The organism is Haemophilus sp. C1 (genome assembly GCF_001276515.1).
Taxonomy (GTDB): Bacteria; Pseudomonadota; Gammaproteobacteria; order Enterobacterales; family Pasteurellaceae; genus Haemophilus.
The window spans coordinates 1-13,046 of record NZ_LDVZ01000012.1; the positions used below are offsets into that span (position 1 = coordinate 1).

Genomic DNA, 13,046 nt, shown 5'->3' on the forward strand with positions numbered 1-13,046 from the left:
TATTATGAAACTCGAAGCAAGCAAGCAAGCAAGCAAGCAAGCAAGCAAGCAAGCAAGCAGAAGTTTAGTTTAGTCTATTTCTTATTGATAGCATTTTTATTTATTCCATATTCTGTTAGCGGTGAGCCTAAATATGTTCGAGAATATTTTGTCAAAGAAAGAGGACTTCAGTATCTTGGAGAGGGAAGTGGTGCTTCCGTATTCTATTCATTAAAAGATATGCTTGATCGAAATTCTGTAGCTTGGAGTCCTGTTCCTAAACAAATTATTGATTATATAACAAATGCTGAAACCTGCTATTTTTCACAACCAGATTCCCCTAAAGATGATTGTGAACTATTTGGTAGCAATACTTATGAAAAAAAATGGTTCCTTACTGATTTTTCAGAGAAAAAATATATGGCAGAAAAAGAAGGGGAGTGGTATGATTTTAATGCACCATATGCGAAACATTTTCTTCACCCCTTCCGAGAAGATATTCCTTTTTATAGTGAAAGTGAAAAGCAGTATAATTTACCCGTTTTGTATCGATCTTATCTATATGATAACGATGAAGCAGGAAAAACAAGCCGACCATTAAATGCGTTAATCAATAACAGGGTATATGATTTTAATGTACTTGCTATTGACAACTATCGATTTAAGTTTCCAGGTGAAACAAGAGGATTGACTCTCACTGTGAAAAACCAAAGTGAAGTACGCGGTGCCACCCTTCAGTTATTAAAAATGGTTTTACAAGATTCTCTTTGGGAGCCACGCTTTGACTCTGATGTACATCACTTAGAGACACAAAATGCCAATATTCGCTTTAATAGCACAAATACAAGATTAACTGTGCATGAGAATTACCAGGGAGACGGCTCTCGCTTTTTTATTAAATTTGATCCCAAAGAAGCAACTCAACCTGTTTTAACCTTTGATAAAGATGTGACAGGAACGTCTAATATCATTTTTGAAACGCCAATTGAAGACTTAAAAACCCTAGATGGACATCAAATTATCAAAGTAAACGGCACAGCAGATAAACACGCATTCCGTCTTTCTGGCAAACACCAAAAGGGAATTTATACGCTTTCTTTACAACAACGCCAAGATGGCTTTTTTACCAAAGTACAAGAACGCGATGATATTGCGATTTATGCACAACAGGCTCAAGCCTCCAATACTTTATTCAACCTACGTTTGAACGACAAAAACAGCGATATTTTTGACCGCACTTTACCGCGCAAAGGCTTGTGGGTGCGTTTAATTAGCGGTCACTTAAGTCAAGATGTTCAAGGCAAGACCGCACCAGTAGAAGGAAATCGTAAAGGCATACAACTTGGTGGCGATGTTTTCTCCTTACAGAATCAAGACTACCAACTTTCCTTTGGTTTAATGGGTGGACAAGCAGAACAACGTAGTACTTTCCGTAACTCAGATACAGGCAATCTTACAACAGGAAATATGAAAGGCTTTGGTGCGGGTATTTATGCCACTTGGCATCAACTTCAAGACAAACAAACAGGTGCGTATGCGGATAGCTGGGTACAATATCAACGTTTCCGCCACCGCATTAACACTGAAGATGCTACAGAACGTTTTACTTCAAAAGGTATCACCGCCTCAATTGAAGCAGGTTACAACGCGTTATTGGCAGAACACGTAACTGGAAAAGGGACTCAAATTCGTTTTTACCTACAACCACAGGCACAATTAACCTATCTTGGTGTAAATGGCGGCTTAACCGATAGTGGTAATAGTAAAGTGAATTTACTTGGCTCTCGCCAATTACAAAGCCGAGTGGGCGTTCAAGCTAAAGCACAATTTGCTTTCACTAATGGAGTCATTTTCCAACCATTTGTTGCCGTCAATTCAATCTACCAACAAAAACCTTTCGGTGTTGAAATAGACGGAGAACGTCGAGTGATAAACAATAAGACGGCAATTGAAAGCCAATTAGGTGTAGCAGTGAAAATCAAATCTCACTTAACCTTGCAAGCCTCATTCAACCGCCAAACAAGCAAACATCATCAAGCTAAACAAGGCACACTGAATTTACAGTGGACGTTTTAAGTTAAGTTGTAACAAAATAAAATCGGCAGGAAATTCTCTGCCGATTTTTTATTTTAAAAGAGCGGTCATTTTTCGTGTAATTTCCACCAATTTTTTACCGCTCTTTCAATATCAGCTAATGTAGCCAATGTAGGGTGGGCGTAAGCCCACGCGTATTATTAATAATATTCTTTTTTCGTGGGCTTACGCCCACCCTACGGGCTGTGAACGCCCTTTACCATACCAAACATTTCGGTGTGGAAATGGACGGGGATCGTCGAGTGATAGACAATAAAGCGACAATTGAAAGTCAATTAGGTGTAGCAGTGAAAATCAAATCTCACTTAACTTTACAAGCAACATTTAATCGCCAAACAAGCAAGCATCATCAAGCTAAACAAGGTGCGTTGAATTTACAGTGGACGTTTTAAGTTAAGTTGTAACAAAATAAAATCGGCAGGGAAATTCACTGCCGATTTTTTATTTTAAAAGTGCGGTCATTTTTCGTGTAATTTCTACCAATTTTTAACCACATTTTTCAATTCCAGCTAATGTAGGGTGGGCGTAAGCCCACGCGTATTATTAATAATATTCTTTTTTTCGTGGGCTTATGCCCACCCTACGGACTTAACTTTACAAACCACATTCAACCGCCAAACAAGCAAACATCATCACGCTAAACAAGGTGCGCTAAATTTACAGTGGACGTTTTAAGTTAAACCGTAAAAAATAAAATCGGCAGGGAAATTCACTGCCGATTTTTTTATTTTAAAAGTGCGGTTATTTTTCGTGTAATTTCCACCAATTTTTTACCACATTTTTCAATTCCAGCTAATGTAGGGTGGGCGTAAGCCCACGCGGATTATTAATAATATTCTTTTTTTCGTGGGCTTACGCCCACCCTACGGGCTTAACCTTACAAGCCACATTCAACCGCCAAACAAGCAAACATCATCACGCTAAACAAGGTGCGTTGAATTTACAGTGGACGTTTTAAGTTAAGTTGTAACAAGATAAAATCGGCAGGGAAATTCTCCGCCGATTTTTTTATTTTAAAAGTGCGGTCATTTTTCGTTTGATTTCCACCAATTTTTAACCCTACTTTCAATTCCAGCTAATGTAGGGTGGGCGTAAGCCCACGCGTTTAACTCAAATCGTTATTATTGATGATATTCACTTATCGTTTGATTTCCACCAATTTTTAACCGCACTTTCGATATCAGCTTGAACAAGTTCAATAGTCTGCTCTGCATTAATTACGACTGCTTTTGGATTATCTTTTACTAACGCTAAATAGCGTGCTCGAGTGCGGTGGAAAAAATCTAAATCCATTTGCTCAATACGGTCTAACTCGCCACGTCCACGAGCTCGCGCTAAACCGACAATCGGATCTATATCCAAATAAATGGTGAGATCTGGCTCAAAATTGCCTAATACAGTTTCTTTCAAAGTAAGCATAAAATGCGGGTCTAATTGACGTCCGCCACCTTGATACGCCTGAGATGACATATCGTGACGATCGCCCACCACCCATTTTCCTTGCATTAAAGCAGGTTTAATTACGTTATCCACCAACTGAATACGTGCCGCATAAAGCATTAATAACTCTGCTTTCGCAGTCACGGGTTCTTCGGTTTCATGTTTGATGAGATGACGTAATTTCTCTGCCAATGGTGTTCCACCAGGTTCTCGTGTAAATACGACGTCTTGAATACCAAGTTCATGCAAAACTCGCACAACAGACTGATGAGCGGAACTTTTCCCCGCACCTTCCAAACCTTCAATGACAATAAATTTTCCTTTCATATTTTCTTCCGCACTTTTATTTGGTATTTTTTTGGTTGCGATACCAACGTAAATATTCTTGCACTGCTTTATTATGCTCATTCAGATTACGAGTAAATTTATGGCCGCCGCTGCCATCGGCAACAAAATAATAAAAGTCCGTTTTCGCTGGATGCGCCACAGCCTGCAAAGCACTTTCACTCACCATCGCAATCGGTGTTGGTGGTAGCCCCTCAATCATATAGGTATTGTAAGGAGTTATCGTTTCCAAATCTTTCTTACGAATATTACCGGTATAGCTCTCACCCATTCCATAAATCACCGTTGGGTCAGTTTGTAGTTTCATATTAGCTTTTAAACGGTTAATAAATACCGAAGCCACTTGTGGACGCTCCTCTGCAATCCCCGTTTCTTTCTCCACAATAGAAGCCAAAATCAGCATCTGATACGGATCCGCTAATGGGAGATTTTCATCGCGCTCATTCCACGCTTTATCTAAGGCTTTTTGTAAACGAGTAGCTGAACGTTTTAATAATTCAAGATCAGTCGAGTTTGGCGTGTAGTTATAGGTATCTGGATATAACCACCCCTCCATGTTATTCCATTCGTAAACGGCTTTTGCAACGGCTGGAATATCCAATAACGCCATAATTTCTTTATCACTTTTACCTTGCAAGGTTTGTTTTAAGTGCGGTGCATTTTCAAGATCTTTTCGCCAATCTTTAAAGGTTTTTCCTTCAATCCATTTTACATTAAACTGCACTTCCTTACCTGAATTAAGCAAATCCAGTAAATCTTGTACAGTTTTAACGTTCTCAAGAGAATAAGTGCCTGCTTTTATTTTATTTAGCTCGGGTTTCAATTTAAGCAAATAAGGCAGTAATTTCCCATCATCAATTAATTTTTCTTGCTCAAAAAGTGCGGCTAATTTTAAACCTGTTGTGCCACGTTCAATGGTTAAAAGTTGATCTGCCTGCGCATTTACTGGTGTTTTTACAAATTCAGTCATTTTGTAATAACCAAAACTAGCCACGCCCGCTAAAATCAAAATTAAAAGTAAAATCGCAATTAAAAATTTCTTCATAAGGTATAAGAAAGAGAAAATAAAAAACAACAAAAGGGGCAATTAAAGCCCCCTTTCTTTTTGATACTTTGTTATTTATTAAAATACTGAATATTGGCTCTTTTACGCAATGCCTTTACCCAATCCTTTGTCGCATCTTGTAATTGAGTGTTCACTAAACGTTCATATGCTTTTTGTGTGTAGGATTCTGATGTAAGATCGCCATCACGTGTGCCAGTTACTTCCAAAATATGCCAACCGAACTCGGTTTTAAATGGTTCAGAAATCACACCTTGTTTACTTTTCACAACGGTTTGTGCAAACTGTGGTGCATAAGTTTCTGGGAACGCATAACCTAAACTCCCACCATTTGCACCTGATAAATAATCTTTAGAATACTTTAATGCGGCATCAGCGAAAGTTGTTTTACCTGCAATAATATCAGAACGGATTCTAGTTAATTCTGCTTTGGCTTGTGCATCATTTAATATCGGGTTAAGTTTTAACAAAATGTGACGCACTTCGTATTCTTTACCTGTAACTTTTTGTGCGGTGCCTTGTGATTTTGCTTCATCCAACATTTTTTGACCAAGTGCAACCACTTCTTCACGCGTTACATCAATGCTTTCTTGAATAGCTTTGTTACGTACAGCCCCCATCACCATTTGATTGGCAATTTGCTGACGAAATGTATTTAATGAAATACCTTGGTAATCTAACGCATCCAAAAATTGACCATAAGTTAAACCATTTCTTGCCGCAGTATCTTCCACAACACGATCGATTTCGCGAGGATCAATTTTCACACCAGATTCTTGAATCGCTTTTTGCACTAAAAGATCATCAATAATTTTATCAAGTGCACTTTGGCGATCGCCTTTTTTACCCATATTTGCACGAACTTGGCTTTCTAAAATAGGAATACCATCTACCGTTGCTACAACACGTTCCCCTGCTTGAGCCATAGAAGTAAAAGCAACACAACCTAAAGCAGCCAATAAAAAAGATCTTAAAACAAATTTTTTCATTTTCATCTCATCCAAAAAGAGTCAATAACGTTGGTTAGAGTAACAATTCTACTGAAGGTTCACAATAGGCAAAATTTATTTCCCTAAGATAGCAACTTCGTAACAGCCATCTTGTTTTTCAGTGCGAACTTGTACAAGCTCATCACGACTTGTTGGCACATTTTTACCTACGTAATCAGCGCGAATTGGTAATTCACGATGGCCACGATCAACAAAAATCACTAATTCAATTTTTGTGGCACGCCCAAAATCAGTAAGTGCATCCATTGCTGCTCGAATGGTTCGACCAGTAAACAATACATCATCAACCAAAATGACGGTTTTATCTTGAATATTCAAATATTGTGATGAACCACTATAAACTGGCATTTTATCTTCCTGATCAACCAAAGTTAAATCATCGCGATAAAAGGTGATATCCAGTTCCATTGAAGGTAAATTTATACCACTTAACTCTTCAACTCGACGTTGTAATAATTCGGCAATTTCCGCACCACGGCGTTTAATCCCCACAATAACAAGATCATCCAAAGATTGATGCTTTTCAATAATTTCGTGAGAAATACGCGAAATCGTGCGAAGAAAACGATCGTGGTCGATAATAATTTTTTCCATTTTTCCCAGCTTTATCAATAGTATTTCAATGCGCAAAGTATAAAGAAAATGCGCCTAAAAAGCGACGGTATTTGCACCATTTTTCTTGTTCGTTATACTATCCAAAACATCCCATCAAAGGAAATAAAATTATGCGCTACTCTATTCAAGATTTTATTCAACTCATTGCCCAACTTCGCAATCCAAATGGCGGATGCCCTTGGGATTTAAAACAAAATTATGAATCCATGATTCCCTGCTTAACGGAAGAAACTTACGAAGTAATCGAAGCGATTGAGAAAAAAGATATACCAAATTTACGCGAAGAATTAGGGGATTTATTGTTACAAGTCGTTTTCTTCAGCCAGCTTGCTACAGAAGATAAATACTTTACTTTTGACGATGTATTGCAAGATGTTGCTGAAAAAATTGTGCGCCGTCATCCTCACGTGTTTGGTGATGCAAAAGCGGGGGACGAAACAGAAGCCCTTTCCCGTTGGAACGAAATGAAAGCCAAAGAAAAACAAGGTAAAAGTGAAGAAACCTCTATTTTAGATAATGTGCCTCGTGCTTTACCTTCTCTTACGCGAGCGGCAAAATTGCAAAAACGTTGTTCAAAAGTAGGCTTTGATTGGGAAGAAATTTCACCCGTATTTGACAAAGTGCGGGAAGAATTAGAAGAAGTTCAAGCTGAAATTAACCGCACGTCGATTGAACAAAATAAAGTGGAAGAAGAAATCGGTGATTTATTGTTCGCAACCGTCAATCTTGCTCGTCACTTAAAATGTGATCCTGAAGATGCATTACGGAAAGCGAATTTAAAATTTGAACGTCGTTTTCGAGCAGTAGAACAAGTGGTTCAACAACAAGGTAAGCAAGTTAATGATGTGCCACTTATTGAGTTAGATTTGTTGTGGGATGAAGTGAAAAAACAAGAAAACTAATTGAGAAGTGCGGTAAAAATTTCTCTCATTTTTACCGCACTTTCTTCGTTAAAGTTGCTGAATATCCAATGCCATTTGGTCTAACATTTCATAACGTTTACGATACATAGAACGTTTTTTACTTGCGATATCTTCTAACTGTTTGCGTTCAATATCTAAAGGTAATTGCCAATAATTATTGCGATATTCCCCTTGATTCTCTTGCCAGAACTCATCGTAATTAAACAAAATCTTACTGCGCGCAGAAAGACGATATTTTCCTTGCGCTTTGTGTGGAATGCCCACTAGCTCACATTGCCATTTTTCAGCAAGTATTTTGAACGCATTAACCAACATAAACATTGGACGCATACCGTGTAATGCTTTCGTAGCCTGTTTCACAAGTTCTTGAGCATTGTCGCTTGAGGGGCCTTGAATCGAGGCGATAAGCAATTTATTCGGGCTCAAAAAAGTGAAAGACGCATCATATACTCGCTCGTTATTTTGGTTGCGAATATTAATAGAAAAATACCCTTCAAAGGGATCGATATGATTGATACTCAAAGATAAACGCAAATCTTCTGTTAATTGGGTTAACACGATATTTTGTTGTTCTAATAATTGTTGGCAAAGCGAACACCCCATTTTATCTTCTGCCAAACGTAAATTCTCCGTAATCGCCGTTAAACGTTCTGAAGCAGAAAAGCGTTTATCGCAAAAAGTAGTCAGCACTGTATTTACACGATAATAATCTTGTGTAAATAAAGGCTGCCATTGAGTTTCTGTATTAAGAAAATCCACTAATTGGCTACATTGCTTTTGATACAACCATTTGTAGCCATAATAGCGTAATTTTTCCCGCACTTGTTTGAGAAAAGGGCGATCCTTAGAATAAGGATACATTTGAACGTAAGTGGGGAAAATAAAATTATTTTTCGTGGACATAACTCAATATTTTGTGAAATTTAATAAAATTGTCAGTCATTTTAACGATTATCACGTCATTTGCCAAAATTCTTTTTTGTTTAAAACCCACTTTATAACTCAGATTTTGTTATAATCTTTTCCTTGAATTCCTTTTTCCCTACCCCAATATTTACCCAAATTATCGGAAAGAATTAAGAGAGATAAATTATGGCGAAGAATACCCAACGTACGATGCCCGTATTGCCATTACGCGACGTCGTCGTTTTCCCTTATATGGTAATGCCACTTTTTGTAGGGCGTGCAAAATCAATTAATGCCCTTGAAGAAGCGATGAACGATGATAAACAACTTCTTTTGGTATCTCAAAGAGAAGCAGATTTGGAAGAACCGACCCCTGAAGATTTATTTGATGTGGGTACCATTGCTAACATTATTCAGTTACTAAAATTACCTGATGGCACAGTGAAAGTGCTAGTTGAAGGTCAAAATCGCGCGAAAATTAACAGCCTTGAAGATGGCGAAAAGTGCTTTTCCGCAAAAATTACCCCTATAGAAACCACTTATGGTGATGAAAAAGAGTTAGATGTTGCGAAAAAAGCGGTACTTTCTGAATTCGAAAATTATCTCACCTTAAATAAAAAAATCCCTGCTGATGTATTAAATGCACTTCATCGCCTTGGTGATGCAGATCGTTTATCAGACACAATGGCTGCTCATTTGCCGGTAAGTGTTCGCCATAAACAAAGCGTCTTGGAACTTGCTAACGTGCAAGACCGCTTAGAATACTTGCTTGGTATGATGGAATCAGAAGCGGACATTCTCCAAGTTGAAAAACGCATTCGCGGTCGCGTAAAAAAACAAATGGAGAAAAGCCAACGTAACTATTATCTAAGCGAACAAATTAAAGCTATTCGCAAAGAAATGGATAGTGGCGAAAATGAAGATACGATTGATGAAGTTGAACAACTTCGTCAAAAAGTAGAAGCAGCAGGCATGCCCGCAGAGGTACGCGACAAAGTGGAAAATGAGTTACAAAAACTCAAAATGATGTCCGCCATGTCTTCTGAAGCAACCGTTGTTCGTAGCTACATTGAATGGATGATCCAAGTGCCTTGGCATCAACGTTCTAAAGTGAAAAAAGACATTTCGAAAGCACAACAAGTATTAGATTCCGATCACTATGGTTTAGAACGAGTGAAAGAACGTATTCTTGAATATCTTGCAGTACAAGCTCGCTTAAACAAAGTGAAAGGACCAATTCTTTGCTTAGTTGGCCCTCCAGGCGTAGGTAAAACCTCTCTTGGTCAATCTATTGCTAATGCCACTGGTCGTAAATATGTACGCATGGCATTAGGCGGTGTTCGCGATGAGGCAGAAATTCGTGGTCACCGTAAAACCTATATTGGGGCATTGCCAGGTAAATTAATTCAAAAGATGGCAAAAGTGGGTGTGAAAAATCCATTATTCTTGCTTGATGAAATAGACAAAATGGCATCCGATATGCGAGGCGATCCTGCCTCAGCATTGCTTGAGGTACTCGACCCCGAGCAAAACACTACGTTTAACGATCACTATTTAGAAGTGGATTACGATCTTTCTGATGTAATGTTTGTGGCGACATCAAACTCCATGAATATTCCAGGCCCATTATTGGATCGTATGGAAGTTATTCGTCTTTCTGGTTATACAGAAGATGAAAAACTTAATATTGCGATGCGTCATTTGTTAGCGAAACAAATTGAACGTAATGGTTTGAAGAAAGGCGAACTTACCGTCGAAGAAAGCGCAATTTTAGATATTATCCGCTATTATACTCGTGAAGCGGGCGTTCGCGGATTAGAACGTGAAATCTCCAAAATCTGCCGTAAAGCCGTGAAAAATTTATTGGTAAATCCAAAACTTAAATCTATCACGGTAAATTCAGATAATCTGCACGATTATCTTGGTGTCAAACGCTTTGAATTTGGCAAAGCCGATACACAAAACCGCATTGGTGAAGTGACAGGCCTCGCTTGGACAGAAGTGGGCGGTGATTTACTCACGATTGAAACCGCCTCCGTTGTCGGTAAAGGAAAACTCACATATACTGGTTCATTAGGTGATGTGATGAAAGAATCCATCCAAGCAGCCATGACGGTTGTGCGCGCACGTGCTGAAAAATTGGGTATCAATTCTGAATTCCATGAGAAACGCGATATTCACATTCACGTGCCAGATGGTGCAACACCAAAAGATGGTCCGAGTGCAGGTATTGCAATGTGTACTGCATTAGTTTCTTGTTTAACAGGTAATCCTGTGCGTGCTGATGTGGCAATGACGGGAGAAATCAGTTTACGCGGTAAAGTATTACCAATCGGTGGATTAAAAGAAAAACTTCTTGCGGCACATCGTGGCGGAATTAAAACCGTATTAATTCCAAAAGAGAACGTTAAAGATCTTGAAGAAATTCCAGAAAACGTGAAACAAAATCTTGCAATTCATGCGGTAGAAACCATTGATGAAGTGCTTGGTCTTGCGTTAGAAAATCCACCAGAAGGCATTGAATTTGTTAAAGTAGAGGCTAAACCTAAAGCACCACGCCGTAAAGTGACGAGTAAATCGGAAAGAGCGGTCAATTAATTGAATGTTTTAGGGCTTGTGAAAACAGGCCCTTTTTATCAACATTCACAGTATCAGCTAAAATTTCATATTTACACAACGTTAATTTGTACTTTTTCTAACTGTTCTCACATTTAAAACTTGTAAATAACAACATGCTCAAACTTCCTCCACTTTCCCTTTATGTACACATTCCATGGTGCGTTCAAAAATGCCCTTATTGTGATTTTAATTCGCACGCACAAAAAGGCGATATACCAGAACAAGACTATATTCATCATCTTCTGAAAGATTTGCAGGCCGATTTACAGCACTTTAACGATTCCATTCAACAACGAAAACTCCATTCAATTTTTATTGGTGGAGGTACACCAAGTTTATTCTCAGCAGAAAGCATTGCGTATCTCTTAAAAGAAATAAAAACACAGATTGATTTTGAAGATAATATTGAAATCACATTAGAAGCTAATCCTGGCACGGTAGAAGCTGAACGTTTTAAAGGTTATGTATCTGCAGGCATTACGCGAATTTCTATGGGGATACAAAGTTTTAATGATGACAAATTACAGCGTCTTGGGCGGATTCATAATGCAGCGGAGGCAAAAAGTGCGGTCAATTTAGCGAAAGTTTCTGGGCTAAAAAGTTTCAATTTGGATTTAATGCACGGTTTGCCGAACCAAACGTTGAAAGAAGCCTTAGATGATCTTCGTCAAGCTATTGAGCTATCTCCTCCTCACCTTTCTTGGTACCAGCTTACTATTGAGCCAAATACGATGTTTGCTTACCGCCCACCTAAATTGCCAGATGACGATGAACTTTGGGATATTTTTGAGCAAGGTCACCAACTTTTAACGGCGGCAGGCTACCAGCAATATGAAACCTCTGCTTACGCAAAGGCTGGTTTTCAATGTAAACATAATTTGAATTATTGGCGGTTTGGGGATTATTTAGCCATTGGCTGTGGCGCACATGGAAAACTGACCTTCCCAAATGGAGAAATTACCCGCTTTTCTAAAACAAAACACCCGAAAGGTTATTTGCGTGGCGAATATCTTTACGAAGAAAAAAACGTACCAGAAATTGACCGCCCTTTTGAGTTTTTTATGAATCGCTTTCGTTTGTTAGAAGCGGTACCCAAACAAGAATTTGAAGATTACACAGGTTTATCGCAAAGTGCGGTGAAAAATCAAATTGATTTTGCCATTCAACAAAACTATATTGTGGAAAACGCTGATTCTTGGCAAATCACTGAGTATGGCAAGTTATTTCTCAATGAACTATTGGAATTATTTTTAACGGAATTGTAGTTCATCCGTTAAACCTCTCATTGCTGAAAAATTACTCTTGTTTATTAAATACTCTCGTAATAAAGTAACGCAATCGTTTACTTATTAAAATAAGGAAAAGAAATGAATCAATTAGAAATGAAAAAACTCGCCGCACAAGCCGCATTACAATATGTAAAAGCTGACACAATTGTTGGCGTGGGAAGCGGCTCCACGGTGAACTGCTTTATTGAGGCTTTGGGTACAATCAAAGATAAAATTCAAGGCGCAGTTGCGGCTTCAAAAGCATCAGAAGAATTATTACGTCAACAAGGTATCGAAGTATTTAATGCAAATGATGTCTCTAGCTTAGATATTTATGTGGATGGAGCAGATGAAATCAATCCACAAAAAATGATGATTAAAGGCGGCGGCGCAGCACTCACTCGTGAAAAAATCGTCGCTGCATTAGCGAAAAAATTTATTTGTATTGTGGATTCTAGTAAACAAGTAGATGTGTTAGGTTCGACTTTCCCATTACCAGTTGAAGTTATTCCAATGGCTCGTTCACAAGTAGGCAGAAAATTAGCCGCACTTGGTGGCGCGCCTGAATATCGTGAAGGAGTGGTAACTGACAACGGCAATGTGATTTTAGATGTGCACAACTTCACTATTTTAAATCCAGTCGAAATGGAAAAAGAATTAAACAACGTTGCGGGTGTCGTCACTAATGGGATATTCGCGTTACGTAGCGCAGACGTTGTGATTGTCGGTACGCCTGAAGGCGCCAAAATTATTGACTAATTCATAATAAAAATCATAAGGAAGA

At 38.5% G+C, this 13,046-nt stretch carries 10 protein-coding genes and 1 pseudogene; 6 read left to right on the forward strand and 5 right to left on the reverse strand.

Translation table 11 applies throughout. From position 1 onward, the window contains the following. Positions 1-11: 11 nt before the first annotated feature. Both ABW51_RS05805 and ABW51_RS09825 read left to right on the forward strand, forming a co-directional pair. Positions 12-2,055 (forward strand): annotated as a pseudogene (locus ABW51_RS05805) (autotransporter outer membrane beta-barrel domain-containing protein); the annotation flags it as partial. A gap of 203 nt (positions 2,056-2,258) precedes the next feature. Then, a complete protein-coding gene (locus tag ABW51_RS09825; protein WP_442902639.1) occupies positions 2,259-2,465 on the forward strand; it encodes an autotransporter outer membrane beta-barrel domain-containing protein in 207 nt (68 codons plus the stop codon). Between the two features lie 742 nt (positions 2,466-3,207). Here ABW51_RS09825 and tmk read toward each other — a convergent pair. The 4 genes from tmk to pyrR form a co-directional block, all read right to left on the reverse strand. After that, positions 3,208-3,840, reverse strand: coding sequence for a dTMP kinase (gene tmk, locus ABW51_RS05810; RefSeq protein WP_053465951.1), 633 nt, complete (start codon positions 3,838-3,840; stop codon positions 3,208-3,210). A gap of 16 nt (positions 3,841-3,856) precedes the next feature. Then, entirely contained in the window at positions 3,857-4,903 is a 1,047-nt protein-coding gene (gene mltG, locus ABW51_RS05815) for an endolytic transglycosylase MltG (protein ID WP_053465993.1), read from the reverse strand. Between the two features lie 71 nt (positions 4,904-4,974). After that, a complete protein-coding gene (locus ABW51_RS05820; protein WP_053465994.1) occupies positions 4,975-5,910 on the reverse strand; it encodes a peptidylprolyl isomerase in 936 nt (311 codons plus the stop codon). Positions 5,911-5,985: 75 nt separating this feature from the next. Continuing rightward, positions 5,986-6,525 carry a bifunctional pyr operon transcriptional regulator/uracil phosphoribosyltransferase PyrR gene (gene pyrR / locus ABW51_RS05825; protein WP_053465952.1) on the reverse strand — a complete coding sequence of 180 codons (540 nt, stop codon included), beginning with the start codon at positions 6,523-6,525 and terminating at the stop codon, positions 5,986-5,988. Positions 6,526-6,656: 131 nt separating this feature from the next. On the opposite strand from pyrR, the gene mazG reads away from it, so the two are divergent. Next, the gene (gene mazG, locus ABW51_RS05830; RefSeq protein ID WP_053465953.1) at positions 6,657-7,448 is read left to right on the forward strand and encodes a nucleoside triphosphate pyrophosphohydrolase; all 792 of its coding nucleotides are present in this window, start codon (positions 6,657-6,659) and stop codon (positions 7,446-7,448) included. Positions 7,449-7,496: 48 nt separating this feature from the next. Here the strand turns inward: mazG and ABW51_RS05835 are convergent, their stop codons facing one another. Further along, a complete protein-coding gene (locus ABW51_RS05835; protein ID WP_053465954.1) occupies positions 7,497-8,372 on the reverse strand; it encodes a VirK/YbjX family protein in 876 nt (291 codons plus the stop codon). A 189-nt stretch (positions 8,373-8,561) separates the two neighbouring features. On the opposite strand from ABW51_RS05835, the gene lon reads away from it, so the two are divergent. The 3 genes from lon to rpiA all read left to right on the forward strand — a co-directional run bounded on the left by lon (position 8,562) and on the right by rpiA (position 13,021). Beyond that, entirely contained in the window at positions 8,562-10,973 is a 2,412-nt protein-coding gene (lon, locus tag ABW51_RS05840; RefSeq protein WP_053465955.1) for an endopeptidase La, read from the forward strand. A 134-nt stretch (positions 10,974-11,107) separates the two neighbouring features. Continuing rightward, positions 11,108-12,259, forward strand: a complete 1,152-nt coding sequence (hemW, locus tag ABW51_RS05845; protein WP_053465956.1) for a radical SAM family heme chaperone HemW — start codon at positions 11,108-11,110, stop codon at positions 12,257-12,259. Positions 12,260-12,361: 102 nt separating this feature from the next. Further along, a complete protein-coding gene (gene rpiA / locus ABW51_RS05850) occupies positions 12,362-13,021 on the forward strand; it encodes a ribose-5-phosphate isomerase RpiA (RefSeq protein ID WP_053465957.1) in 660 nt (219 codons plus the stop codon). Positions 13,022-13,046 lie beyond the last annotated feature (25 nt).